A 25,073-nucleotide genomic window follows, 5' to 3' on the forward strand; every position below is an offset into this window, starting at 1 on the left:
TGCCCTCGCCAGAATTGCTTTCTGGCGAGGGCGTTTATTGTGATCAGGCCAGCATAACCATCGGGTTTTCAAGATTGTCGACAATGGCCTTGAGCAGCTCGGCCCCCAGCGCGCCGTCGATGACCCGGTGGTCAACCGACATGGTGACAGACATCACCGTTGCCACGGTCAGCTCGCCATCATCCCCGACAACCGGTTTCTTGACGCCGGTGCCGACGGCCAGAATTCCGGCATGGGGCGGGTTCACGATGGCATCGAAATTGTCGATGCCGAACATGCCCAGGTTCGAGATGGCAAAGGTGCCGCCCTGATATTCATGCGGAGCCAGCTTGCGCTCGCGGGCGCGGGCGGCAAGGTCTTTCATCTCGGTCGAAAGGGCTGACAGTGACTTCATGTCAGCGTCTTGCAGGACCGGCGTGAACAACCCGCCTTCGATTGCGACCGCAACAGCCACATCTGACGGTTTCAGTTGCAGCACCCGGTCACCTGCCCAGACGGCATTACAGGCCGGAACCTGTTGCAGCGCATTGGCAACGGCTTTGATGATGAAGTCATTGACGCTGAGCTTGACGCCACGGCCTTCGAGTTGCTTGTTCAACTGACCACGGAATTTCAGCAGCGCATCCAGCTTGATATCGCGGCGCAGGTAGAAATGCGGAATGGTCTGTTTGGCCTCGCCCAGGCGTGCGGCGATGGTTTTGCGCATACCGTCGAGCTTGATTTCCTCGTAAGGGCGGCCTTCGTACATCCGCGCGACCATATCCGCCGATGGACCAGACGGAGCTGCTGGGGCAGCTGCGGGCGCGGCGGCGGCGGGAGCAGTGGCAGGAGCTGCTGCCGGAGCGGTGGCAGTTGCGCCTTCGACATCAACCTTGACGATGCGACCGTGCGGGCCGGAACCGGCAATCTGCGTCAGGTCGAGACCTTTTTGCGCAGCAATCCGGCGGGCCAGAGGCGAGGCAAAAATCCGACCACCATCAGCCTTGGCCGGAGCGGCCGGGGCAGGGGCGGGCGCCTCGGGTGCCGCTGGCGCGGCAGCCTCGTTGCCCGCGACGGCTGCGGGGGCAGCCGCCGGTGCAGCAGCCGGAGCCGTGCCAATGTCATCAGCGCTTTCGCCGTCTTCCAGCAAAACCGCGATGGCGGTGTTGACCTTGACCCCTTCGGTGCCCTCGGGGATCAGGATCTTGCCGATGGTGCCTTCGTCAACGGCCTCGAACTCCATCGTGGCCTTGTCGGTTTCGATCTCGGCCAGCAGGTCACCGGAGGAGACGGTATCGCCTTCCTTGACCAGCCATTTGGCGAGCGTGCCTTCCTCCATCGTCGGGGACAGGGCGGGCATCAGAATTTCTGTAGGCATCTGTCTGTCGCTCCTTACCGGTAGGTCACTTGTTTGACAGCGGCGATCACCTCATCCGTGGTGATCAGGGCCAGCTTTTCGAGGTTCGCGGCATAGGGCATCGGAACGTCCTTGCCGGTGCAGTTGATGACCGGTGCGTCGAGGTAATCAAACGCCTCCTGCATCACGACCGAGCTGATGTAGCTGCCGACAGACCCCTGTGGCCAGCCTTCTTCCACTGTCACCAGACGGTTGGTCTTCATCACCGAATTGATGATGGCGCCAGTGTCCATCGGGCGGATGGTGCGCAGGTCGATCACTTCGGCGCTGATGCCGTCTTCGGCCAGCTTGTCAGCAGCTTCCAGCGCGTATTGCATGCCGATGCCAAAGCTGACGATGGTCACGTCCGAGCCTTCACGCCAGATGCGGGCCTTGCCCAGCGGAATGGTCAGGTCATCCACCTGCGGCACTTCGAAAGAGCGGCCGTAGAGGATTTCGTTTTCCAGGAACACAACCGGGTTGGGGTCGCGGATGGCCGATTTCAGCAGACCTTTGGCATCAGCAGCCGAATAAGGCATGACGACCTTCAGACCGGGGATCTGCATGTACCACGCGGCGTAGTCCTGGCTGTGCTGTGCGGCCACACGGGCCGCGGCCCCGTTGGGCCCCCGGAACACGATGGGGCACCCCATCTGACCACCGGACATATAAAGCGTTTTGGCCGCAGAGTTGATGATCTGGTCAATCGCCTGCATGGCGAAGTTGAAGGTCATGAACTCGACAATCGGTTTCAGACCGCCAAAGGCCGAGCCTACCGCGATACCGGCAAAGCCGTGCTCGGTGATCGGGGTGTCGATCACGCGTTTGGAGCCAAATTCATCCAGCAAACCTTGCGAGATTTTGTAGGCCCCCTGATATTCAGCGACTTCCTCGCCCATCAGGTAGACGTTTTCATCGCCGCGCATTTCCTCGGCCATTGCATCGCGCAAGGCCTCGCGCACGGTTTCGGATTTCATTTCAGCATCCGCGGGCCAGTCGGGTGACAGGTCCACCGCTGGAGCAGCGGGGGCCGCTGCGGCAGGAGCCGGGGCCGGGGCTGCTGTTGGGGCGGCCTCGGGCGTTGCTGCGGCTGCGGGGGTTGCCGCGGGCAGGGCAGAGGCGTCTTCGCCTTCTTCGACCAGCACTGCGATAGGGGTGTTCACCTTGACCCCTTCGGTGCCTTCCGCGATCAGGATCTTGCCAACGATGCCTTCATCGACGGCTTCGAACTCCATCGTTGCCTTGTCGGTTTCAATCTCGGCCATGATGTCGCCCGAAGATACGGTGTCGCCTTCCTTGACCAGCCATTTGGCCAGCGTGCCCTCTTCCATCGTGGGGGAAAGGGCGGGCATGAGAATTTCGGTTGCCATGTCTTATTCGTCCTCTCAGGCGTAAATGTCAGTCCAGAGCTCTTCGACCGAAGGCTCGGGGCTTTCTTTCGAGAATTCGGCGGCCTGATTGACGATCTCCTTGATTTCCTTGTCGATCGCTTTCAGGTCATCCTCGGTCGCGTGCTTGCCGGTCAGCAGCAACTCGCGCACATGTTCGATCGGGTCGCTTTGTTCGCGGACCTTCTGAACCTCTTCGCGGGTCCGGTACTTGGCCGGGTCGGACATCGAGTGGCCGCGATAGCGGTAGGTCTTGATTTCCAGGATATAGGGGCCTTTGCCCGCGCGGCAGTGCGCGACAGCCTTTTCGCCTGCTTCCTTGACCGCCAGCACATCCATGCCATTGACGATCTCGCCCGGAATGCCGAATGCCTCGCCGCGATGGAAGATGTCCTTGGTCGAGGTCGAGCGGGACTGAGCGGTGCCCATGGCGTACTGGTTGTTCTCGATCACGAAAATCACCGGCAAGCCCCAGATGGCCGCCATGTTGAAGGTCTCATACACCTGACCCTGGTTCGCGGCACCGTCCCCGAAATAGGTGAAGGTCACGCGGCCGTTTTCCTTGTACTTGTCGGCAAAAGCCAGCCCCGCGCCCAGCGGAACCTGCGCGCCGACGATACCATGCCCGCCGTAGAAGTGCTTTTCTTTCGAGAACATGTGCATCGAGCCGCCCTTGCCTTTGGACAGGCCACCGATGCGCCCGGTCAGTTCGGCCATCACGCCGCCCGGATCCATGCCGCAGGCCAGCATGTGACCGTGGTCGCGATACGAGGTGATGCGCTTGTCGCCTTCCTCTGCGGCGGCCTCAAGCCCGACAACAACGGCCTCTTGTCCGATATAAAGGTGGCAGAACCCGCCGATCAGGCCCATACCATAAAGCTGACCGGCCTTTTCCTCGAATCGGCGGATCAGCAGCATCTCGCGGTAGTATGTCTGGAGTTCTTCCGCAGAAACATTTGGTTTCTTTGTGGTTTTTCGCGCAGCCATCGTGGCGATCTCCCCCTTTCGGACAGATAGTTTAGCGTTAAACTATCTCATAAAGCATTTGAGGCTTTCTGGCGAGGGGAAATGTGACGCAGCGTTCGGCACGGCGCATCCTGGCCGAAACGCCGGGCCTGAGTTGCCTTTTCTGAAAAGGGTCGTTGATCAGCGGATCACAATTTCGTCCGACCGAATCATGCCCAGAACCGAGCGCGCCTGCTGATCCAGCAGGTCCAGATCCAGATAGGTGTCGGACAGACGCCGTGTCAGGTTTTCCATCTCGGCGATTTCGACATTCAGTTTTTCCAGACTGCGTGACAGAGCGTCCCGTTCCGCCGCAATTTCGACCCGCCGAAACAGGCCGTAATCCCCCTGAACGGCGGCGAAGGTGAAATACACACCCAGCATGAAAGCCACCGAGAAGAAGAGAACTGCACCCAAACCGGGCCGATGGGAACGGGACACTCTGTTTACCGCCGTATGAAAACTTGCCTCAATAACGGGCTCTTTCCGAGCCTCTGATCGCACTATGTCACAGGCGATTCGGGTTGTGAATCCCCTGATTCGGTTTTTTCATCAGTATTTCGTTTGCGTCCCGGTTAAAGCTCAGCGCCAGGACTGAAGCTGCTGATTTCTTGCAAGCGTCTGCTCTTTCATACAGGTCCAGTAGAACATGGGCGCAGCGCTGCCGCCGCCGGACAGTTCCTTGTCGCAAGTGGCGTCCCGCGTCTTTAGCCACGCACGTTGTTCCGCCAGAAGGGCATCGCCGTTGCCATGTGCATCAGCGACCGGCTTAATTTGTTTCCACAACCGGTTGAGGTCGCGGTCAACGGCCTCCCATTGCTCCTTGGCACAGAAATTTGCGTCAAGCTGTGTCTGGCCACCGCAGCTGGATTGTGCCGTTGCAGGCCACGGCATCGCGAGAAGGACGAGCAGGTATAATGACCTCATGGTATTATCCCCCATTCAAATAGGGGATAATACCATGAACCCTGACAAGCGGCCAAATGCGATCAGTGCTGCCTATTGTTCCAGCGCAGCGACACCGGGCAGGGTTTTGCCTTCCATCCATTCAAGGAATGCACCACCTGCGGTCGAGATATAGGTGAAATCCTTGGCCGCACCCGACGCGTTCAGCGCCGCAACCGTGTCACCGCCACCCGCGACCGAAATCAGCTGACCCGAACGGCTAAGGGCTGCGGCTTTCAAGGCCGCGGCATTGGTGGCCGCGTCGAACGGCTCCAGCTCGAACGCGCCCAGCGGGCCGTTCCAGATCAGGGTTTGGCTTTTGTCGAAAATCGCGGTAATCGCTGCGACGCTTTCAGGGCCCGCGTCCAGGATCATGCCATCCGCAGGGCATTGATCGGCGGGCAGAACCTTGTGGGGTGCGTTGGCCTCGAATTTTTCAGCCACCACAACATCAAGCGGCAGGACGATCTGGCAGCCCGAGCTTTCGGCCTTGGCCAGAATTTCGGCGGCGGTGTCCTTCATTGCGGTTTCAGCCAGAGATTTGCCAACGCCGATGCCTTGGGCGACAAGGAATGTGTTCGCCATACCGCCACCGATCACCAGATAATCGACCTTGTCGATCAGGTTGCCCAGCAGTTCCAACTTGGTCGAGACCTTGGCGCCGCCGACAACCGCCGTTACCGGGCGCTTGGGTGCACCCAGCGCGCTTTCCAGCGCCTGCAACTCGGCCTGCATCAGACGGCCCGCACAGGCCGGCAGCAGACGTGCGATGGCCTCGGTCGAGCTGTGGGCGCGGTGCGCGGCTGAAAACGCATCGTTGCAATAGACATCGCCCAGCTTGGCCATCCCAGCGGCCAGATCGGCGTCATTCTTGGTTTCGGCTGCGTGAAAGCGCGTGTTTTCGAGCAACAGGACTTGGCCGGGTTGCAAGGCACTGGCGGCCAGTTCCGCCTCGGCCCCGACGCAATCGGCAGCAAACAGAACCTTGGCGCCAAAAGCGCTTTCCAAAGTCGGGACCAGTTGTTTCAGTGACAGGCTTTCACGCCGTTCGCCACCGGGACGGCCAAAATGGGCCAGAAGGATCGGTTTGCCGCCAGCGGCCAGAATATCGCGCACCGAAGGGACGATCCTTTGGATACGGGTGGCGTCGGTCACAACACCGTCAACCACGGGCACGTTGATATCCACACGCACCAGCACGCGTTTGCCGTTCAGGTCCATATCGTCCAGTGTTTTCCAGCCCATTGTGCGATCCTTGTCATTGGCAACCGATTTAGGCGGTTCTTTTCCTGCATTTTGCCCTCAGGTCAATGCGTCACTTGGCATTCGCACGCGTGCGTCATAGGTATTTGCGCAAGATAAACGACAGGAGGGCCTCATGGCCGAGATCAAAGACCCCGAAAACACAATCATCATCGAGCTGAAAGGCGGCAATGTCGTCATCGAGCTGCTGCCAGATGTAGCGCCTCTGCACAGTGCGCGGATGAAGGAACTGGCCCGTGGCGGTGAATATGACAACGTGGCGTTTCACCGTGTGATCGACGGTTTCATGGCGCAAACCGGCGACGTGCAGCATGGCGATATGGAAGACGGGTTCAACCTGCGCATGGCGGGCACCGGCGGTTCGTCGCTGCCGAATGTTCCGGCAGAATTTTCCAAGCTGCCCCATGATCGCGGCACGCTGGGCGCGGCGCGCTCTCAGAACCCGGATTCGGCCAACTCGCAGTTCTTCATCAACTTCAAGGACAATCACTTCCTGAACGGTCAGTACACGGTCTATGGCCGGGTCATCGACGGGATGGAGCATGTGGACGCCATCGTACGCGGTGAGCCGCCTGCGAGCCCGGACCGCATGATCAGCGTCAAGGTGGCCGCAGATGCATAAACTGGCTGCGGCTTTTGCCTTGCTGGCAAGCCCGGCGCTGGCCAGCGGTTTGCAGATCGAGGTCGAAGGGGAAGGGGCCAATGGCACAATCTCGATCGACCTGTTCGAAGATGTGGCACCCCAGCATGTGGAACAGATCACCGCTCTGGCTGCTGAAGGTCAGTACGATGGCGTCGTGTTTCACCGCGTGATCGATGGCTTCATGGCGCAGACCGGCGACGTGCAATACGGCAACTCGGGCGCGGACGGCTTCGACATGCGTTATGCCGGGCGCGGCGGGTCTGATCGCGCGGACCTGCCGGCCGAGTTCTCGGACGTGAGTTTTGACAGGGGTGTGGTCGGCATGGCCCGGTCCAGCGATCCGGATTCGGCCAACTCGCAGTTCTTCATCATGTTCGCCCCCGGCCCGTTTCTGGACGGCCAGTATACCGTGGTTGGTCAGGTGACCGACGGTATGGATGTAGTCGACGCGATCAAGCGGGGCGAAGGTCAGAATGGTGCGATCATCGGTGCACCGGATATGATGAAAAAAGTCACCGTTACCGAATAAGATGATTTAGCCCGGCTCAAGCGCCGGGCTTTTTCTTTGGCCTATTGGTCGATGAAATCACGGATGGCACGGGTATAGTCAACGGGATCCTGAAAAGATGCGAAGTGGCTGACATCTTCCAGAACAAGCAATTTGGCTTCGGGGATCGCGTCAGCAATTGCTTGCGAATGCGCCATCAGAATGGCCTCGTCATGTGCGCTTTGAACCACGAGTGTCGGGACGGTGATCGATGACAGCGCCCCGAGCCCACCGGGTTTTTCGGTGCCCCACATGGCGGCAACCCCACCAAGAAATGCCTCGAACCCGTCAGGAGTGGGGGACATGGCCGCATAATCTTGGGCCATCATGCCCACGTAAGTGCCAAACACCTCGTTGGTTTCCACCGAAGGATCGATCCCGTCCAGCGTGACATTGCCTGCATGGGCAAAGTGACTGGCCAGCCGATCCGGGTTGGTGGTCGAGATTGAATACCCGATATTTGCCCCATCGGACCAGCCGACCAGATGCACCTGATCGACCCCCAGATGATCCAGCAGCGCCAGATAATCCTGCGACAACAACGTGTAAGAATAAGGGCTGCCATCGTTTGTGGATCGTCCATGCCCGCGCGTATCCGCCACAATCACCCTGTGGTCCTGCGACAGGTCGGCAACCTGCGCTGCCCAGACATCGGCATGGGCAAGCCCGCCGTGGATCATCAGAACCGGGGTGCCGCCCGCATCGCCATACGTGGCATAATACATGTCGATGCCGTTGATCTCTGCCGTGCCCGCTTCGGTGGCGGCGGGCATCTGGGGGGCTTGCGGAATGCTCAGCCATTTGTCTTCGGCCCAGCCTGCCGTTGCGGCGCAGCTTAGGAAAAGTGCTGTGGTAAATGTCTTCATGGTATCCTCCCGTTGAATTAAAGGCTGTGACCAAGCCAGGTTGGGCGGAAGGATACCGTGTTTTTCAGAAAACGGGATAACTACCTTTCCCGCGCGGATCAGTCATCCGAGGACATTGCTTTCCATATCAAAGCGCCGATTGCGCCGCCAATCAGGGGGGCCACCCAGAACAGCCAGAGCTGAGCCAGAGCCGGGCCGTCGGCAAACAGGGCAACGCCGGTTGAGCGCGCCGGGTTGACGGAGGTATTCGTCACCGGGATTGAGATCAGGTGGATCAGGGTCAGCGCCAGACCGATGGCAATCGGAGCGAACCCGGCGGGTGCCTTTTCAGACGTCGCGCCCAGAATGATCAGAATGAAGAAAGCGGTCATCACGATTTCGATGATCAAAGCCGACATCAACGAATATCCCTGCGGCGAGGCCTCACCATACCCGTTTGACGCGAACCCTCCGACACCTGCGAAATCGGGTGCCCCGCTGACAATCAGGTACAGAACCACTGCGGCAGCGATTGCGCCAACGACCTGTGCGACCCAGTAGGGCAGAAGGTCTTTGGCCGGAAACCGTCCGCCAATCATCAGCCCCAAACTGACGGCCGGGTTGAAATGCCCGCCCGAGATTGGGCCAACTGTGTAAGCCATCGTCAAAACGGTAAGGCCAAAGGCAAAGGAAACACCAAGCCAACCGATGCCCACATCAGCTACGCCTGCCGCCAGAACGGCACTGCCGCACCCCCCCAGAACCAACCAGAACGTGCCGAAGAACTCGGCAAGTAGTTTCGATGACATAGAAAATCCTCCGCCCAATAATGAGGTTAACCGTAATTCAAGAATTAGCTTATGTTAAATTGTTGCGAACGGGGAATTTTTTTCGAAGCTTCCTCAATCAGGTCAGAACGGACCGCTGTGCCATTGAGCGGGATCAAGATGAAAAAGCTTTGACAGCTGTTCATAGATTGCCGGGTCAGAGGATCTCAGCGCATGTGGTCGTTCAAAGAACACCTCGACCGAAACGGCAAAGAATTCTTCGTGCCCTTCCGCGCCGTAGGGATCGATCACTGTGGGTTTCCCGGTTTCCACGGCGTGAACATGTGTCTTGTAACCGTTCAGAAAGGCGGTTTCCCACTCGCCAAAGCTTTGGTCATTGCTGAGCACGGGAACACCATTGGTTGCGCCCGAGAGGTCATCAAGCTGGTGCGCGAACTCGTGAAAGACGACGTTCCGACCATCGTGATCATTCAGGGCACCGCGCTGGCTATGGGCCCAGGACAGGATCACGGGGCCGCGGTTCCAGCTTTCCCCGCTGCGGATGATTTCCTGTTCGGTGACGACATAGCCACTGTGGCGGCGCTGTTTTGATTTGAAGGCACCGGGGTAGACCAGAATGGTCGTCAGGTTGTCATACCACTGGTCTGTATTCACCACGAGCAGACAGGCTTGCGCGGCAATCGACACCTGCATATCTTCGGTGACGTCCAGCCCGTCGCAGCCGACGAAATCGACCTGATCAAGAAACAGGTTGATCTTTCCTTCCAGCGCCCCGCGCAAGTCTTTGGGCAGCTTCTGGATAATCGGCACCTGAGCGTTCACAATATCGCGCTGGTGCTGGGACAGCGACTTGGCCAGCAAGGTCAGGCGGGTTTGTCGTTTCGACCAGAAGTGAAAGGCCGCAGCGCCAGCGATCAGCGCGACAACCGTCAGAAAAAGCAACATGGATCGACTGTAGCGCGATCAGAAAGGGACGAAAACGGGAATCCCGGATCATCCGGACACTCAAAAGAAATGACGCCACGGGTTTCCCCACGGCGTCCTGACAAGAAATGCAGTCTGCTTACTGCTTGACTTCTGCCGCCGGGTTCGATCCGGCTTTGGCGCTGCGGCCGGGGTTCAGGGGGTCGTCCTGACGCTGAACCGAGCCTTCGAAATGCGCGCCGCTTTCAATGGCGATGGTCTTGTGGATGATGTCACCTTCTACGCGGGCGGTCGAGGTCAGGCGAACCTTGAGACCACGCACGCGGCCAACGATGCGACCGTTGATCACAACGTCATCTGCAGTGACTTCGCCCTTGATCGTTGCCGATTCACCAATGGTCAGCAGATGGGCGCGGATGTCGCCTTCGACAGTGCCTTCCACCTGAATGTCACCGCTGGTCTTGATGTTGCCGGTGATGTGCAGATCCGAGGACAGAACCGAGGCCGGCGGCTTGGGTTTGGGTGCCATTGCAGGTTTCGCGTCAGCCGGAGCAGGAGCCGCTGGGGTCGCCGGAGCGGCAGGTTTGGCCGCCTCAGGTGCTTTGGGTGCGGGCTCGTTGATTTTGCTTTTAGAAAACATTTTTCGCAGCCTTGATGTAAGTCATTGGGTTTACGGGATTTCCGTTCACGCGCACCTCGTAGTGCAGATGCGTGCCGGTGGACCGTCCGGTGTTACCCATATCAGCAATATGATCCCCGCGCGAGACCCTTTGGCCGACCTTTACGTTGATCTTGGTGTTATGAGCATAAAGTGTCTCAATTCCGAACGCGTGCTTGATTTTCACAAGGCGTCCGAAGCCTGATTGCCAACCGGCATGCGTGACCACGCCATCAGCGGTCGCAAAGATATCGGTGCCCGTTGCTGCGGCAAAATCCGTGCCGTTGTGCATCCGGCTACCGCCGGTTTTTGGGTCGCGGCGGCGACCATATCCGCTGGTAAAGCGAAACGCGCTTTTGACCGGGCTGGCAAAGGGGGCCTTTTCCGCTGCAATCCGGTACAGGTTCAGCTGATCCATCTGGCGCAGCAACGTGTTCGCGCGCACTTCTTCGGGCGAAAGCTCGTCTTCTTCGCCGCGTGTGCTAAGGGATAAAGGGGTCAGCGGACCGCCCATACCGCTATATCCGCGCCGGACCTCTTCGATGATGCGATCTGTCGGCATTCCGGCCTCTCGGAACATCTTGTCCAGAGGTTCGACCGAAATGACCATCGCCTCTTCCAGCTGGCGGAAAATCTCGTCGCTGCGTTCCTGCATCAGGCGGATTTCCAGTTCCAGATCGTCCCGCTGTTCCAGCGCGTCCAGGGCGTTGGTGGCGATCAGGTCGCGCTCTTTGGCGGTCCGCGCCAAAGCGTCGGTCATAAAGGCCATCTGTACCGGGGCGCTGGAAACCGCGGCATACATATCGGAGCCGCTGGTGTCCTGTTTCAATTGGGCCAGCTCTGAGCGCGCCTCTTCGCGCTGTTTCATCGTGGTGCGCAATGTCGTCTGGATGACTTCGATACCTGTCTCAAGCTCGCGGCGACGGTTTTCCGAGGCCAGCAGTTCCGACTGCATCGCGGAAATCTGGTCCAGCGCGGCATTGAACCGGTCCTGAGCTGCCAGCGCCTCATGCGCACGGGCATCGCGTTCTGCCGACAAAGTGTTCAGGCGTTCCTGATAGATGGCCTGATCGCGCTTTGCCTGTTCCCGGAAATTCCCGGCCCCGATGCTGTCCATAAGCAGTATGGCTGTTGCAACCGCTGTCCACCCGACCATGACGGCAACGCCGGCCACTGCGACGACCTGAGTTTCCGAACTGAGCCGGATAAATTTCGTGTCTGTGTCGGATTTCAGAAAGACCCGGCGTTCCGGGAAATGTCTCTCAAGCAGTGAGTGCAGTTTTATTGCCAGACGTGTTCGCACGCGTCCCACCTTTCATCCCCAAGATCGGAACCGGTCGTGAGTGCCTGCCGTCCCTTGGGCCGATTGCATAAAGCGGCAGCGGCGTTCGGGCAAGTTTGTTGACCAATCAGATGCAAATGGCGCTGAAATCCTGCAAAGATCGGCGAGATTTTGCCGAAAATAGCGCAAAAGTGTCAGTTCGAGAGGTCTCCGGGCGCAGGCAGGTCTTCGGTCAGGGGCCAGTAGAAATCGGGTGGCAACCCGGCCTCGGCCCGTTTTTCTTCGTTGAAGGGGGGCTTGAGAACACCGTGGAAGTACCGCCGGACCAGCGCGTGAAACACATCCTTTGGGTCGGCGTTTTCCCGGCCACACAGGAAGTGGAACCATTTTGAGCCGTAAGCGACGTGGCCGACCTCTTCAGCATAGATCACTTCGAGCGCGGCGATGGCCTGTTCGGCCTTGGCCTTGCGGAATATCTCGATCATGCCGGGCGTCACGTCCAGCCCGCGCGCCTCAAGCACCATGGGTACAACGGCCAGCCGCCCCATCAGATCTTCGGCAGTATCCTCGGCAGCGCGCCACATGCCAGCATGGGCGGGCAGGGCGCCGTAGTGGCTGCCCATCTGTTCCAGACAATCGCAAACCATCTCGAAATGGCGCGATTCTTCTTCGGCGCATTTCACCCAGTCATCGTAGAACCCGATGGGCATGGGTACATGGCCAAAACGCGCGATGATGTCCCAGTGCAGATCGACGGCGTTCAGCTCGATATGGGCAACCGCGTGCAGCAGGGCAATGCGCCCGGCTTCGGTACCCGGTTTCCGTTTGGGTACCTCACGCGGGGACAACAGCTCGGGCTTGTCCGGGCGCGCGGGGGATAGGGGCGGTGATGCGGTGCCGATCTCGATCGGCTCACCCTCGGCCGTGCGGGAGGTAAACCACGAGGCGGCATGGGCTTTGGACAGGGCGGTTTTGGCCCGCCCGTCCGCTGTTGTCAGAACCTCTGTCGCCATCTGTGTCAGTGTTTTGGGCACCGGGTTGCTCCGCCTTTGGCATGTCAGCGCGGGTGATAGACCGGATGGCGCGGCAGGTCGAGGGGGGCTTAGAGCGCCTTCACCGCTTCCAGCACCTCATCCACATGGTCGGGCACCTTGACCTTGCGCCAGACCTTGGCAATGCGTCCCTCGCTATCAATGACAAAGGTCGATCGCTCGATCCCCATCGATTTCCGGCCATACATGTTCTTTTCAACCCATACGCCATAGTCCTCGCAGACGGTCGAGCCTTCGTCCGACAAGAGCGGAGTGGTCAGCCCGTGTTTGGCGACAAACTTGTCATGCTTGGCGACGCTGTCCCGCGAAATGCCGAAAACGTGAGCCCCTGCCTCGGTAAACGCCTGAAGCTGCTCTGAGAAACCGATGGATTCCTTGGTGCAGCCCGGCGTATCATCACGGGGATAGAAGAACAAAACCACGGTGCCACCGCGCAACGCCGAAAGCGTCACCTCGCCACCGCCGTCGCGCGGCAAAGTGAAGTCGGGGGCGATGTCTGAAACGTCGGGCATTGGAAACTCCGCTAAAGGTTTTTAAAGGCTGCCCGTCATCATAGGGCAACGCGTGCGGGTTGGAAGGCGTGGATAGCAAATTGAAGCAGCACGAAGACGACGACGAAGCAAAGCCGGGCAAGCCCGTGCGCCGTCGGTCGCGCCGCCGCACCGCTGGTCTGTGGGCTATGCGTGGGGCCATCGTGCTGGTACTTCTGGCGATGTTTACCGGTTTCATGGTCGTGGGACAGAGAATGCACGCGCCGGTCTGGCTGCGCGATAGGGTCGAAGCCCGGCTGGAACGGGCGCTGGGCGGGCTGCAAATCCGGTTTGGAGACGTCAGTTTCATCATTCACGAAGGCTGGCGACCCCGTCTGCGGCTGACCGATGTTGCCATCAGTGACGCGGCGGGCCAGCAGATTGCGCAGGTATCCGATATGCGCGCCAGCCTGGCCATGCGCCCCTTGCTGCGCGGTCAGGTCCGGCCCAAGCGCATCATTCTGAGTGGCGCGCAGATCGCCATGACCCGCGATCAGGACGGGGCGCTGACCCTGACCGTGGGATCGGGCAGCGCGCCGGTTCAGGAAGCGCCGGACCTTGCACAGCTGATCGAGACCTCGGACGAGGTCTTTCAATCTCCGATCCTGTCGGCGCTGACCTCGGTCGAACTTGATGCGATTACGCTGGATTACCGCGACCTGCGGCAGGGGCGGTCGTGGGTTCTGGACGGTGGGCATATTCAGGCGAACCGCAGTGACAACGAAGTGCGGCTTGCAACCGGGTTTTCGGTTCTGTCGGGGCGTGACTATGTCAGCAGTATCGAGGCCAACTATACCAGTGTACTGGGCACGCCTGCCGCCAGCTTTGGCATCTCGGTCACTGATCTTCCGGCCGAAGACATAGCGGGCCAAAGCCCGGCCCTTGCGTGGTTGCAGGTTCTGCGCGCACCGATTTCAGGGGCTTTGCGGGGCAGTGTCGATGAGAACGGGGCCACAGGAACCGTGTTCGCAACCCTCAATCTGGGGGCCGGGGCGGTGCAGCCCAACCCGGAAACACGCCCGGTTCCGTTCGAATCTGCCCGCACATATTTCACCTATGACCCGAAAGCCCAGATGCTGGACTTCAATGAGGTATCGGTGGTGTCGGCCTGGGGCACAGTTCAGGCCGATGGAAAGGCGTTTCTGCAAGGGGCTGAGGATGGTGTGCTGGACAGTCTGGAGACGCAGTTGCGCTTGTCCGGGATCAATGTGAACCCGGCGAACCTGTTCCCGGAGCCGATTCAGCTGTCGCGCGCCAGCCTGGATTTCAAGATGGCGTTCAACCCGTTCCAGTTGCGCCTTGGCCAGATGACCATCGAGGATCCGGGCCACACCGTGCGCGCCTTTGGTGTTCTGCATGGACGTCCAGATGGCTGGGCTGTGGCGCTGGATGCCCATCTGGATCAGATGAGCTCGGACAATGTTCTGAGCTACTGGCCCGAGCGTCTGGCGCCGAAGCCACGGGAATGGGTGACGGAAAACCTCTATCAGGGGGTTTTGTCGGACATGGATTTTGCCCTGCGTCTGGAACCCGGTTCCAAACCGGATCTGTATCTTGATTTTGGGTTCGAGCAGGCCAAAGTTCGCTTTGCCAAGACGCTGCCGCCGATCGAAGATGCACAGGGTCAGGCCAGTCTGATCGACAGCCGGTTTACGGTCACCGCGCAGCAGGGGATGGTGGTCGCCGATGACGGGGGGAGTGTGGATGCGGCGGGGACGTCCTTCATCATACCTGACACGGATATCAAGAAATCCGCACCCGGCATCGCCCGTATTCAGGCAAAGGGCAGCGTGACTTCTGCGTTGTCGCTGCTGGACCGGCCGCCGCTGGAATTGCTGAGCAAGGCGGGGTTGCCCGTTGAAGTTGCCAAAGGCACGGTTGCATTGACCGGAACGCTGTCCTTGCCGTTGATAAAAGAGCTGAAGTTTCAGGATACCGAATTTCACTTCAACGGAACGCTGGCCAATCTGTCCAGTGACCGTCTGGTGCCGGGATTTTCCATAAGTGCCCCGATGCTGGATATTTCCGGCAATCAGTCGGGCGTCCAGATTCAGGGACTGGGTCAGTTCGGCGATGTTCCGCTTGAGGCGCTTTGGCAGCAGCCCATTGACGGCGAAACCGAACAGCGCAGCACCTTCACCGGCCAGATCGAACTGTCCCCGCGTCTGATGGATGAGATCAAGGCTGGCCTGCCGCCGGGGATGCTGACGGGCAAAGGGGTTGCTGATATTACGCTGGGTCTGGGCGCTGGGGCTCCTCCGAAACTGTCTGTTGTTTCGGACCTTCAGGGCGTGGCGCTAGCCATCCCTGAACTCGGCTGGCGCAAAGAGGCAAACACCACAGGATCACTGACTGCGGACGCGACGTTGGGCGCGCAGCTGAAAGTGGACGACCTGCGGATCAATGCAGCGGGACTGCGCACAACCGCATCCATTTCCTTTCACGAAAACGGTGAATATGACCGTGTCCAGTTCAGCTCGTTCGATCTGGGGGACTGGCTGGCGGTTCCGGCGGAACTGATCGGGCGGGGAGCCGCTGTCCCGGATATCCGCGTCTTAGGCGGTGTGCTGAACATGGGGCGTGCAAACTTCGGGGAAAGCGGCGGATCGGGCGGAGGCGGAGGTGCCGGACCAAAACTGGACGTGACATTGGACCGTCTTCAGGTCACCGAAACTGTTGCGCTGACAGGTTTCCGGGGTGCGTTCCAGACGACCGGAGGCGTAAATGGCACTTTCACAGCGCGGGTGAACGGTGGAGCGGCTGTTGCCGGTCAAGTGACCCCGCGGGGAAATCGAAGCGCCGTTGACCTGACGTCGAAAGACGCGGGGGCCGTTCTGCGATCAGCCGGGGTTCTGACACAGGCGCGCGGCGGTGATCTGGACCTCAAGCTTGAACCGGTGGCTGCGCCCGGCAGTTACGACGTGATCCTGAAGATCGTTAATACCCGGATCACCGATGCCCCGGCCATGGCCGCGATTCTGAACGCGATCAGCCTTGTTGGTCTGCTGGACGAGATGGCCGGGCAGGGGATCTTCTTTTCGGCGATTGACAGCCGCATGAGGATATCGCCCACCGACATCAAAGTGCTGAGTGGCAGCGCTGTTGGCCCGTCAATGGGGCTTTCGTTTGATGGCACAATCGACACCGTGAACAGCCTGCTGAACCTGCGGGGGGCGATTTCACCGATTTACCTTCTCAATGCCGTTGGCAGCGTGTTTACCCGCAAGGGTGAAGGCGTCATTGGGTTCAATTACACGCTGACCGGGCCGATTTCCTCGCCCAAAGTCGCGGTGAACCCTCTGTCCGGTCTGGCGCCCCTGTTTCTGCGTGATCTCTTGCGTCAGCCTGCGCCAACGGTTTCGGACGGCCCCAATGCTGCGCCGGTGGAACCTGACGAGCCGAAACCGACTTTTGGCTCTCCTCCCAGTGACCGCTGACGAGATATGGCCGAATCTTTTTTGGGGTTGTAAGGCGCGGTCATGAAGCTCAGCGATTTTGATTTCGACCTGCCCGACGACCTGATTGCCACGCGGCCTGCCTGCCCGCGATCCTCTGCGCGCCTGCTTGTGGCGCAGGGGGGTGGTACAGTGGACAGCCACGTGTTCGATCTGCCCGATTTCCTGCGTCCGGGTGACCGGCTGGTGTTGAACGACACACGCGTTATCCCGGCGCGTCTGAACGGGCGGCGCCACAGGGACAGCGCGCAAGGCCCGGTTTCCGCCGGGGTGGAGGCCACTCTGCTGGATCCGCAGGCCGATGGCACCTGGTCTGCGCTCATCAAGCCGCTGAAGAAAGTGAAGCCGGGGGAAGAGATTGTATTTTCCGCCGATCTGAGCGCGACGCTGGATCGGGTGAAAGACGGGCAGGCCTTTTTGCGCTTCAATCTCAGCGGTCAGGATTTCGACAAGGCGCTGGATCAGGCCGGTGCGATGCCGTTGCCGCCCTATATCGCCGCCAAACGTCCGGCCGATGAGCAGGACAAGACGGATTATCAGACCATCTGGGCCCGCAAGTCCGGTGCGGTGGCAGCGCCGACCGCCTCGTTGCATTTTGACGATGCCCTGATGCAGGCTTTGTCGGAACGGGGTGTCGCCGTCACACATGTGACCCTGCATGTTGGCGCCGGAACCTTCCTGCCGGTCATGGTCGAGGATGTGACAACCCACAAGATGCATGCCGAATGGGGGCAGGTCAGCGCCGAGGCTGTCGCCGAGATACAGGCCACCAAAGCTGCTGGCGGGCGTGTCATCCCGGTGGGCACCACTGCCCTGCGCCTGATCGAAAGTGCTGCGCGTTCGGGCACGATCGAACCGTGGGAAGGTGACACCGATATCTTCATCTATCCCGGTTTCCGGTTTCACGTGACCGATGCGCTGATGACAAATTTTCATCTGCCGAAATCCACGTTGTTGATGCTGGTTTCGGCGTTGATGGGTCAGGACCGGATGCGCGAGGTTTACGCCCATGCCATCGCGCAGAAATACCGTTTCTTTTCTTATGGCGATGCGTCGCTTTTGATCCCCGGATAGGCGCGCATACGGCATCACCGACAGGGAATGTCGTAGACAAGCGCGATGGAAGCGGTCTTTGATCGCAGAACAAAACTCAAACCAGCTTGGCACCTATCGGAGGCCCAAATGATTCAGGTTCTGTCCAGCGCATGGGCATTGTTGCTCGGCATGGGGTTGCTGATGGTCGGAAACGGCCTTCAGGGCACGATCCTGGGTGTTCGCGGACAACTCGAGGGGTTTTCAACTCTTGAGATGTCTTTTGTAATGTCAGCATATTTTGTTGGTTTTCTGGGTGGTTCACGGCTTGCGCCCGAGATGATCCGGCGTGTTGGTCATGTGCGGGTCTTTGCGGCGCTGGCGTCTTTCATTTCTGCCGTGATGATCATGTACCCGATGCTGGCAGACCCGATCGCCTGGGTTCTGGGACGCGTAGTGATCGGGTTCTGTTTTTCGGGCGTTTACGTCACTGCGGAAAGCTGGCTCAACAACGCAGCCAATAATGAAAACCGCGGTCAGGCCCTGTCGCTTTACATGATCGTTCAGATGTTGGGTATCATCGGCGCGCAGGGCCTTTTCCTGTTGGGCGACCCTGCCGGATACGAAACATTCGTGATCGCCTCGATCCTTGTTTCGGTATCTTTCGCACCGATTTTGCTGTCAATTTCGCCAACGCCTGCATTCGATACTACCAAGCCGATGACGTTGCGGGAATTGATGAAAAGCTCTCCGCTGGGGTGTGTCGGCATGTTCCTGCTAGGCGGCGTGTTCTCGGCGCAATTCGGGATGTCTGCGGTTTACGGGGCCCAGGCCGGTCTGTCCTTGGTTGAGATCTCGGCATTTGTGGCGGCGTTCTATGTTGGGGCAATTGTCCTGCAATACCCGCTGGGCTGGTTTTCCGACCGGATGGACAGGCGTTTACTGATCCTGTTGGTCGCGGCAACCGGGGCAGTTGGCGCCGTCAGTGGTATGCTTTATGGCTTTTCCTTCGAAATCCTCCTGGCGTCTGCTTTTGTGATCGGCGGAATGACCAACCCTTTGTATTCATTGCTGATTGCGCACACCAACGATTTTCTGGAATACGAGGATATGGCCGCGGCATCCGGTGGTCTGATCTTCATCAACGGCCTTGGGGCAATTACCGGACCCGTTATCACAGGCTGGCTGATGGGTGACGCAGTCTTTGGCCCGCCGGGCTTTTTCCTGATCATTGCCGTGTTGCTTGTCGCATTGGCCGCCTATTCGGTCTACCGGATGACCCAGCGTGCAGCAGTTCCTGTTGATGAAACCGGCACCATGTCGACGCTTTATCCCACTGCATCGCCCGTTGCATTCGAGGTTGCACAGGAAGTTGCCATTGAGGCGGCAGAAGCAGAGTTCGAAGAAGGTGCGCGCGAAACCGCTTGAGACACGAAATTATGTCGATTGTGTTGCAATATGTTACTGTAACAGTTCTGTAAAAGGGACTTAAATAACGTTACGTCTGGGGCGCGGGCAATTGACGGAGTTTGAGGCAATGGTAACGCCTGAAGAAGTATTGAGTTTTTGGTTAGATGAAGTTGGCCCTAAGGGCTGGTATATTGAAAATGAGGCGCTGGACGCAGACATTCGGGCGCGGTTTCAGTCAACTTGGGAAGCAGCGGCAGCGGGCCGGTTTTCGCTCTGGCTGACTTATCCCAGCGGGGCGCTGGCCTATATCATCCTGACAGATCAGTTCCCGCGTAACATGTTCCGAGGTGAGGCGCGTGCCTTCTCGACCGATCGTGCGGCATTGGCGGCGGCGAAATGCGCAGTCGACAAAGGCTGGGACAAGAAGATCGACGAACCAGCCAGACAGTTCTTTTACCTGCCGATGATGCACTCGGAAAACCTGTGCGATCAGGAACGCTGTGTGCGTCTGATCTGCCAAAACATGAGCAGCGACGCAAGCAATCTGCTGCACGCCAGAGCGCATCGCGAGGTGATCCGCAAGTTCGGTCGTTTCCCGTATCGGAACGCGGCGCTGTCCCGCAGCTCGACTCCGCATGAAACTGCCTATGTCGATATGGGCGGGTACGGCACGACCGTGCGCGAACTACAAGCTACGGGCTGAACGCGAAGCCGCAACCGCTCTTTGGTCACGGCTGCGCTTTATGACTCAGGTGTGCATCCCCGCAATGCCAAAACGCGTTCCGCTGCGATATCGGCGCCGGTTTGGATCGCCTGCGCAATCAGCATTTCTGGCGTGTCAGCCAGTTCCGAAATCCGCTCCTGAACCGTTTGCAGCTTCTGTTCTGCTGCATTCAGGCGCCCCAGCGTTGCCCGGAGGTTTTGCGCGGCTTGGCTGTCTGCAAACGTGTCTTGCTGTGAAAGCGCCGCCAAATCAGTCCGCAACGCCGCAAGCTCGTCCCGAATGCCCTTCGCCTCATCCCGGATGGGGGCCAAGGCCTGAACCGTTTGCGAGACTTCAGCAGTGATGTTTTCGGCTTTGGACGCCAGTTTCCAGCCCAGAAACAGGCACAGCGCAACAAGTATCAATGCGGCATTGAGCAGGGCAAGCAGCAGATCTTTCAGAGTTTTGGCCATGGTCAGCCCCTTGAGTGGGTTGAGAAAAGAATAGGTCCGACCGGTGTCGGCGTTTCTTTTCTAGCCATTGCATGGCCCGGGGTATAGGCTGAAATCCGCAAGTTCAGGCATCGCTTACCCTGCGTCCTATTTGTCGCGGGAACGGTGTGTTGATGCGTTCCGAATAATAGTTTAATGGTAAACTAAATTTTCAACTCCTGCGCCGAGAGGAACACATGGCTGCACAATCCTATGATCTGATCGTAATCGGGGCTGGCCCCGGCGGCTATGTCGCTGCAATCCGCGCAGCCCAGCTGGGTCTGAAAACCGCAGTGGTCGAGCGCGAGCATTTGGGGGGGATCTGCCTGAACTGGGGCTGTATTCCGACCAAGGCGCTGTTGCGGTCGTCCGAAGTGTTCCATCTGATGGAGCGCGCCAAGGATTTCGGTCTGAAAGCCGAAAAGATCGGATATGATCTGGACGCGGTGGTCAAACGATCCCGTGGCGTGGCCGCGCAGCTGTCAGGAGGCATTGGCCATCTGTTGAAGAAGAACAAGGTTGCCGTCGTGATGGGTCAGGCCACGATCCCTGCAAAGGGCAAGGTCAGCGTCAAGACCGACAAAGGCACCGAGGAACTGACCGCCAAGAACATCATTCTCGCAACCGGGGCACGGGCGCGGGAACTGCCGGGCCTTGAAGCTGACGGCGATCTGGTCTGGACGTACAAGCACGCACTGCAACCGACGCGGATGCCGAAAAAACTGCTCGTCATCGGGTCTGGTGCGATCGGCATCGAGTTTGCCAGCTTCTACAATACGCTGGGCGCAGACACCACAGTTGTCGAGGTGATGGACCGGGTGTTGCCGGTCGAAGACGCCGAAATCAGCGCATTGGCCAAGAAGGCGTTCACCAAACAGGGCATGACCATCATGGAAAAAGCCATGGTCAAGCAGCTGGACCGTGGCAAGGGGAAAGTGACCGCGCATATCGAGGTAAAGGGCAAGGTCGAGAAACAAGAGTTCGACACAGTGATCTCGGCTGTCGGGATCGTTGGCAATATCGAAAACCTTGGTCTGGAAGCTCTGGGCGTCAAGATCGACCGGACACATGTGGTTACGGACGAGTATTGCCGCACCGGCGTTGAGGGCCTTTATGCGATCGGTGACATCGCAGGCGCGCCCTGGCTTGCACATAAAGCAAGCCACGAGGGTGTCATGGTCGCGGACCTCATCGCGGGTCAACATGCGCACCCGGTCAAACCCGAAAGCATCGCGGGATGCACCTATTGCCAGCCTCAGGTTGCCTCGGTTGGATATACCGAAGCAAAGGCCAAAGAGTTGGGTTACGACATCAAAGTCGGCCGCTTTCCCTTTATCGGCAATGGCAAGGCCATAGCCTTGGGTGAGCCGGACGGGCTGATCAAAACCGTGTTTGATGCGAAAACAGGCGAGTTGCTGGGCGCCCACATGATCGGTGCCGAAGTTACCGAACTGATTCAGGGTTACGTGGTCGGTCGCCAGCTGGAGACAACGGAAGAAGACCTGATGAACACCGTCTTCCCGCACCCGACACTGTCAGAGATGATGCACGAAAGTGTGCTGGATGCCTATGGTCGCGTGATCCATATGTAAGATCGGCGTAGTTCCCCGTCAGGGTTGGGGGCTCTGCCCCCGCCGCGCGTGCCGCGCGCCTCCCCCGGGATATTTTAGGCCAGATGAAGCAGGGATCCTTTATTCATCTGGCTGCAAATATCCCGGAGCGCGAGGCAGAGCCTCGCATAAGACCTATGTGTTCAAAGCATCCAGAATGCGCGCCCATGACCGGATGCCCTTGTGGAAGCTTTTCACGTCATATTTCTCGTTCGGCGAATGGATGGCATCATCTTCGTTTGCATAGCCAACCAGCATCGAGTCGAGCCCCAGAACGGTGTTGAAATAGCCGACAACAGGGATTGATCCCCCCATTCCAGTGAACACTGCCTCGCGGTCCCATTCATCCGACAATGCGCCGCGCGCGGCTTCGAATTCGGGGCGGGTGATATTCATGACCGAAGCGGGAGACCCTTCCATATCGTTATCCCAGACCACTTTGGCGTCCGGGGATAGCTGATCCTCGACATGTTTGCGGATTTTGGCGCGCAGCGCGTCCGGGTCCATGTCACCAACAAGACGGCAGGTGATTTTGCAATGGGCCTTGGACGGAATAACGGTTTTGGAGCCCGCACCGTTATAACCACCCCACAGCCCGTTCACTTCGAGCGTTGGTCGTGCCCATTGTTGCTCCAAGGTGGAGTAACCCTTTTCGCCATGCGGCTGGGTGTAGCCGACCGAACTCAGATAATCCGCTTCGTCGAAGCCGCAATTCTGCCATTGGCGCAACTGGTCTTCGGGTACTTCATGCACGCCTTCGTAGAACCCGTCGACAGCGATCCGCCCGGTTTCGTCGTCATAAAAAGAGGTCACGATTTTCGACAGTTCGCGCAGCGGGTTCAGGCCCGGGCCGCCATAGTGGCCGGAATGCAGATCGATGCGCGGCCCCACAATGGTAAACTCGTCCTTCAGCATGCCCCTCAACTGCGCCGCAATCGACGGAACGCCGCGTGACACCATGGATGTATCGCAGACCAGCGCCAGATCCGCTTTGAGTTCGGCGGCATTTTCCTTGAGGAAAGGAACCAGTGAAGGCGAGCCTGATTCTTCTTCGCCCTCGAAAAAGAAAGTGATGCGGCAGGGCAAGGACCCGTGTACGGCCTTCCAGGCGCGGCAGGCTTCGACAAAAGTCATCAGCTGGCCTTTGTCGTCTGACGCTCCGCGACCGCGGATGACCAGTCCGGTTTCGGTGTCCTCAATGGCGGGATCGAATGGATCCCGGTTCCACAGGTTCAACGGATCGACCGGCTGCACATCGTAGTGGCCATAAAACAGGAAATGCGGCGCAGTCGCGTCCTCACCCACGTGGCCAACAACCATCGGGTGGCCCGGTGTTTCCCGTTTCTCTGCCGCAATCCCGATGCTGTTCAGATCGGCGACCAGCCAGTCCGCGGCGCGGCTAACCTCGGCCTTGTATGCGGGGTCAGTCGAGATCGACGGGATGCGCAGCAGTTCCATCAGGCGGTCGATCGAGGTTTGCAGATCTTCGTCAATCCGGTTCAACACGGCGTCTAGCGACATGGGGGGCTCCTGCCTGTTTTTTGTTCCCGCGAACCCTAGCAGCGTTGTCGGCGCCGTCCAGAGTTGTTGACACGAATTGCGGCCCGGCGGTGTAAGCTTTGGGTAGGGAGGCGGGACCTGCGTCGTTTCCACGCGTTCGATGGCCGTAACTTTACTTGTCGGATGGGGTGCAAACTTATATTTGATGCAAATCAAAGTTGGGTTCACCTTTTCGGCTGTAACCAGCTGAATAAGGGAACACAAAGCCACCGAAACAGGGTAAGCTGTGGGAGGTGGCGAAAATATCGCCCAATGGGAAACCGGATACGGGCGTTCAAGGAGGGTCCTTTGGACTATACTGCTCAGCTCGATTCAGCGATTGCCAGGCTGCATGATGAAGGTCGTTACCGGACCTTCATCGATATCGAACGTCGCAATGGGCATTTTCCCCATGCGGTGCGCACACGTCCGGACGGGTCACAGCAGAACATCACCGTATGGTGCGGCAACGATTATCTGGGCATGGGGCAAAACCCGGTCGTTCTGAATGCAATGCACGAAGCTGTTGATGCAGCCGGTGCAGGTTCAGGCGGTACGCGCAATATCTCAGGCACCACGGTTTATCATAAAAGGCTTGAGGCTGAACTGGCCGATCTTCACGGCAAGGAAGCCGCGCTGCTTTTTACCAGCGCCTATATCGCCAATGACGCAACGCTCAGCACGCTGCCCAAACTGTTCCCGGGCCTGATCATCTACTCTGACGCGCTGAACCATGCCTCGATGATCGAAGGCGTGCGCCGGAATGGCGGGGCCAAGCGCATCTTCCGGCACAACGATGTGGCGCATCTGCGCGAGCTGCTTGAGGCGGACGATCCGGCTGCACCCAAATTGATCGTATTCGAGTCGGTTTATTCTATGGACGGCGATTTTGGTCCGATCGAAGAGATCTGCGATCTGGCAGATGAGTTCGGCGCACTGACTTATATCGACGAAGTGCACGCGGTAGGCATGTATGGCCCGCGCGGCGGCGGTGTGACCGAGCGCGATAACCTTGCCCACCGGATCGACATCATCAATGGCACGCTGGCAAAGGCCTATGGCGTGATGGGCGGCTATATCGCGGCCAGCGCCAAGATGTGCGACGCCGTGCGGTCATACGCACCGGGCTTTATCTTTACCACGTCTCTGCCACCTGCGGTTGCGGCCGGGGCTGCTGCATCTGTTGCCTACCTGAAAACTGCACCTGAACTGCGTGAGCAGCATCAGACGCAGGCCAAAATCCTCAAGCTGCGGTTGAAGGGGATGGGGTTACCGCTGATCGACCACGGAAGCCATATCGTGCCCGTGATCGTTGGAAACCCGGTCCATACCAAGAAGCTCAGTGATATGCTGTTGGATGATTACGGCATTTATGTGCAACCGATCAATTTCCCGACCGTTCCGCGCGGAACCGAGCGTCTGCGCTTTACCCCTTCTCCGGTGCATGGGCCTGACGAAATGAACCGTCTGGTACAGGCGATGGACGAACTTTGGTCACATTGTGCGCTAAATCGCGCCGAACTTGCCGGTTAACCTCACGCCAAAGTGTGCAACGTATTTGCCGCGTGTTAAGCTTACGCTAACAAAA

Annotated in this window: 23 protein-coding genes; 8 read left to right on the forward strand and 15 right to left on the reverse strand. The window is 58.9% G+C overall.

From position 1 onward, the window contains the following. Positions 1-43 precede the first annotated feature (43 nt). From ACR0JI_RS01075 to ACR0JI_RS01100, 6 genes are all read right to left on the reverse strand, one after another. On the reverse strand, positions 44-1,357 hold the full coding sequence (locus ACR0JI_RS01075; RefSeq protein WP_480492986.1) for a pyruvate dehydrogenase complex dihydrolipoamide acetyltransferase: 1,314 nt from the start codon (positions 1,355-1,357) through the stop codon (positions 44-46). Between the two features lie 14 nt (positions 1,358-1,371). Next, positions 1,372-2,745, reverse strand: a complete 1,374-nt coding sequence (locus tag ACR0JI_RS01080; RefSeq protein WP_480492987.1) for a pyruvate dehydrogenase complex E1 component subunit beta — start codon at positions 2,743-2,745, stop codon at positions 1,372-1,374. Between the two features lie 15 nt (positions 2,746-2,760). Continuing rightward, positions 2,761-3,750, reverse strand: coding sequence for a pyruvate dehydrogenase (acetyl-transferring) E1 component subunit alpha (gene pdhA, locus ACR0JI_RS01085; RefSeq protein WP_209503593.1), 990 nt, complete (start codon positions 3,748-3,750; stop codon positions 2,761-2,763). Between the two features lie 159 nt (positions 3,751-3,909). Further along, positions 3,910-4,209, reverse strand: coding sequence for an FtsB family cell division protein (locus ACR0JI_RS01090; RefSeq protein ID WP_209503595.1), 300 nt, complete (start codon positions 4,207-4,209; stop codon positions 3,910-3,912). Positions 4,210-4,350: 141 nt separating this feature from the next. Then, entirely contained in the window at positions 4,351-4,695 is a 345-nt protein-coding gene (locus tag ACR0JI_RS01095; RefSeq protein WP_480492988.1) for a lysozyme inhibitor LprI family protein, read from the reverse strand. Between the two features lie 72 nt (positions 4,696-4,767). Beyond that, on the reverse strand, positions 4,768-5,958 hold the full coding sequence (locus ACR0JI_RS01100) for a phosphoglycerate kinase (RefSeq protein ID WP_480492989.1): 1,191 nt from the start codon (positions 5,956-5,958) through the stop codon (positions 4,768-4,770). 133 nt (positions 5,959-6,091) lie between these two features. Between ACR0JI_RS01100 and ACR0JI_RS01105 the strand changes: the two genes are divergently transcribed. Further along, positions 6,092-6,598: a peptidylprolyl isomerase gene (locus ACR0JI_RS01105; RefSeq protein WP_209503601.1), complete on the forward strand. Its 507-nt coding sequence runs from the start codon at positions 6,092-6,094 to the stop codon at positions 6,596-6,598. Continuing rightward, complete coding sequence (locus ACR0JI_RS01110) at positions 6,591-7,148, forward strand: peptidylprolyl isomerase (RefSeq protein ID WP_480473357.1); 558 nt, start codon at positions 6,591-6,593, stop codon at positions 7,146-7,148. Before ACR0JI_RS01105 ends, ACR0JI_RS01110 begins: the two co-directional genes overlap by 8 nt. 41 nt (positions 7,149-7,189) lie before the next feature. Here ACR0JI_RS01110 and ACR0JI_RS01115 read toward each other — a convergent pair whose 3' ends face one another. The 7 genes from ACR0JI_RS01115 to ACR0JI_RS01145 all read right to left on the reverse strand — a co-directional run bounded on the left by ACR0JI_RS01115 (position 7,190) and on the right by ACR0JI_RS01145 (position 13,227). Next, entirely contained in the window at positions 7,190-8,032 is an 843-nt protein-coding gene (locus ACR0JI_RS01115) for an alpha/beta fold hydrolase (RefSeq protein WP_480492990.1), read from the reverse strand. A gap of 98 nt (positions 8,033-8,130) precedes the next feature. Continuing rightward, the gene (aqpZ, locus tag ACR0JI_RS01120) at positions 8,131-8,820 is read right to left on the reverse strand and encodes an aquaporin Z (protein WP_480473355.1); all 690 of its coding nucleotides are present in this window, start codon (positions 8,818-8,820) and stop codon (positions 8,131-8,133) included. Positions 8,821-8,922: 102 nt separating this feature from the next. Next, positions 8,923-9,744, reverse strand: a complete 822-nt coding sequence (locus tag ACR0JI_RS01125; protein WP_480492991.1) for a M90 family metallopeptidase — start codon at positions 9,742-9,744, stop codon at positions 8,923-8,925. A gap of 118 nt (positions 9,745-9,862) precedes the next feature. Continuing rightward, entirely contained in the window at positions 9,863-10,363 is a 501-nt protein-coding gene (locus ACR0JI_RS01130; RefSeq protein ID WP_209596778.1) for a bactofilin family protein, read from the reverse strand. Beyond that, entirely contained in the window at positions 10,353-11,684 is a 1,332-nt protein-coding gene (locus ACR0JI_RS01135; RefSeq protein WP_480492992.1) for a DUF5930 domain-containing protein, read from the reverse strand. Before ACR0JI_RS01135 ends, ACR0JI_RS01130 begins: the two co-directional genes overlap by 11 nt. Before the next feature lie 173 nt (positions 11,685-11,857). Then, positions 11,858-12,676 carry a ferritin-like domain-containing protein gene (locus tag ACR0JI_RS01140; RefSeq protein ID WP_480493156.1) on the reverse strand — a complete coding sequence of 273 codons (819 nt, stop codon included), beginning with the start codon at positions 12,674-12,676 and terminating at the stop codon, positions 11,858-11,860. An 89-nt stretch (positions 12,677-12,765) separates the two neighbouring features. Next, positions 12,766-13,227 (reverse strand): peroxiredoxin, encoded by a 462-nt coding sequence (locus ACR0JI_RS01145; RefSeq protein ID WP_480492993.1) that lies wholly within the window; start codon positions 13,225-13,227, stop codon positions 12,766-12,768. Between the two features lie 80 nt (positions 13,228-13,307). Here ACR0JI_RS01145 and ACR0JI_RS01150 point away from each other — a divergent pair, with 80 nt between their 5' ends. The 4 genes from ACR0JI_RS01150 (at position 13,308) to ACR0JI_RS01165 (ending at position 19,845) form a co-directional block, all read left to right on the forward strand. After that, positions 13,308-16,682, forward strand: a complete 3,375-nt coding sequence (locus tag ACR0JI_RS01150; RefSeq protein ID WP_480492994.1) for a YhdP family protein — start codon at positions 13,308-13,310, stop codon at positions 16,680-16,682. 42 nt (positions 16,683-16,724) lie between these two features. Further along, complete coding sequence (gene queA, locus ACR0JI_RS01155) at positions 16,725-17,774, forward strand: tRNA preQ1(34) S-adenosylmethionine ribosyltransferase-isomerase QueA (protein WP_480492995.1); 1,050 nt, start codon at positions 16,725-16,727, stop codon at positions 17,772-17,774. A 108-nt stretch (positions 17,775-17,882) separates the two neighbouring features. Next, on the forward strand, positions 17,883-19,160 hold the full coding sequence (locus ACR0JI_RS01160) for an MFS transporter (RefSeq protein ID WP_480492996.1): 1,278 nt from the start codon (positions 17,883-17,885) through the stop codon (positions 19,158-19,160). 109 nt (positions 19,161-19,269) lie between these two features. Further along, complete coding sequence (locus ACR0JI_RS01165) at positions 19,270-19,845, forward strand: DUF924 family protein (RefSeq protein WP_480476775.1); 576 nt, start codon at positions 19,270-19,272, stop codon at positions 19,843-19,845. 38 nt (positions 19,846-19,883) lie between these two features. Here the strand turns inward: ACR0JI_RS01165 and ACR0JI_RS01170 are convergent, their stop codons facing one another. After that, complete coding sequence (locus tag ACR0JI_RS01170; RefSeq protein ID WP_480492997.1) at positions 19,884-20,318, reverse strand: hypothetical protein; 435 nt, start codon at positions 20,316-20,318, stop codon at positions 19,884-19,886. 215 nt (positions 20,319-20,533) lie between these two features. Between ACR0JI_RS01170 and lpdA the strand changes: the two genes are divergently transcribed. After that, positions 20,534-21,928 carry a dihydrolipoyl dehydrogenase gene (lpdA, locus tag ACR0JI_RS01175; protein ID WP_480473344.1) on the forward strand — a complete coding sequence of 465 codons (1,395 nt, stop codon included), beginning with the start codon at positions 20,534-20,536 and terminating at the stop codon, positions 21,926-21,928. A gap of 153 nt (positions 21,929-22,081) precedes the next feature. Here lpdA and ACR0JI_RS01180 read toward each other — a convergent pair whose 3' ends face one another. Next, positions 22,082-23,467, reverse strand: coding sequence for a M20/M25/M40 family metallo-hydrolase (locus tag ACR0JI_RS01180; protein WP_480492998.1), 1,386 nt, complete (start codon positions 23,465-23,467; stop codon positions 22,082-22,084). Between the two features lie 327 nt (positions 23,468-23,794). Here ACR0JI_RS01180 and hemA point away from each other — a divergent pair, with 327 nt between their 5' ends. Further along, a complete protein-coding gene (gene hemA / locus ACR0JI_RS01185; protein WP_267364005.1) occupies positions 23,795-25,018 on the forward strand; it encodes a 5-aminolevulinate synthase in 1,224 nt (407 codons plus the stop codon). The last annotated feature ends 55 nt before the right edge of the window (positions 25,019-25,073 follow it).

This window comes from Ruegeria sp. N10 (assembly GCF_056531545.1).

Bases quoted from the DNA above. Each gene is read 5' to 3' on its own strand.
- ACR0JI_RS01075 (WP_480492986.1), bottom strand. From the start codon at position 1,357: ATGCCTACAGAAATTCTGATGCCCGCCCTGTCCCCGACGATGGAGGAA.
- ACR0JI_RS01080 (WP_480492987.1), bottom strand. From the start codon at position 2,745: ATGGCAACCGAAATTCTCATGCCCGCCCTTTCCCCCACGATGGAAGAG.
- pdhA (WP_209503593.1), bottom strand. From the start codon at position 3,750: ATGGCTGCGCGAAAAACCACAAAGAAACCAAATGTTTCTGCGGAAGAA.
- ACR0JI_RS01095 (WP_480492988.1), bottom strand. From the start codon at position 4,695: ATGAGGTCATTATACCTGCTCGTCCTTCTCGCGATGCCGTGGCCTGCA.
- ACR0JI_RS01100 (WP_480492989.1), bottom strand. From the start codon at position 5,958: ATGGGCTGGAAAACACTGGACGATATGGACCTGAACGGCAAACGCGTG.
- ACR0JI_RS01105 (WP_209503601.1), top strand. From the start codon at position 6,092: ATGGCCGAGATCAAAGACCCCGAAAACACAATCATCATCGAGCTGAAA.
- ACR0JI_RS01110 (WP_480473357.1), top strand. From the start codon at position 6,591: ATGCATAAACTGGCTGCGGCTTTTGCCTTGCTGGCAAGCCCGGCGCTG.
- ACR0JI_RS01115 (WP_480492990.1), bottom strand. From the start codon at position 8,032: ATGAAGACATTTACCACAGCACTTTTCCTAAGCTGCGCCGCAACGGCA.
- aqpZ (WP_480473355.1), bottom strand. From the start codon at position 8,820: ATGTCATCGAAACTACTTGCCGAGTTCTTCGGCACGTTCTGGTTGGTT.
- ACR0JI_RS01125 (WP_480492991.1), bottom strand. From the start codon at position 9,744: ATGTTGCTTTTTCTGACGGTTGTCGCGCTGATCGCTGGCGCTGCGGCC.
- ACR0JI_RS01130 (WP_209596778.1), bottom strand. From the start codon at position 10,363: ATGTTTTCTAAAAGCAAAATCAACGAGCCCGCACCCAAAGCACCTGAG.
- ACR0JI_RS01140 (WP_480493156.1), bottom strand. From the start codon at position 12,676: ATGGCGACAGAGGTTCTGACAACAGCGGACGGGCGGGCCAAAACCGCC.
- ACR0JI_RS01145 (WP_480492993.1), bottom strand. From the start codon at position 13,227: ATGCCCGACGTTTCAGACATCGCCCCCGACTTCACTTTGCCGCGCGAC.
- queA (WP_480492995.1), top strand. From the start codon at position 16,725: ATGAAGCTCAGCGATTTTGATTTCGACCTGCCCGACGACCTGATTGCC.
- ACR0JI_RS01160 (WP_480492996.1), top strand. From the start codon at position 17,883: ATGATTCAGGTTCTGTCCAGCGCATGGGCATTGTTGCTCGGCATGGGG.
- ACR0JI_RS01165 (WP_480476775.1), top strand. From the start codon at position 19,270: ATGGTAACGCCTGAAGAAGTATTGAGTTTTTGGTTAGATGAAGTTGGC.
- ACR0JI_RS01170 (WP_480492997.1), bottom strand. From the start codon at position 20,318: ATGGCCAAAACTCTGAAAGATCTGCTGCTTGCCCTGCTCAATGCCGCA.
- lpdA (WP_480473344.1), top strand. From the start codon at position 20,534: ATGGCTGCACAATCCTATGATCTGATCGTAATCGGGGCTGGCCCCGGC.
- ACR0JI_RS01180 (WP_480492998.1), bottom strand. From the start codon at position 23,467: ATGTCGCTAGACGCCGTGTTGAACCGGATTGACGAAGATCTGCAAACC.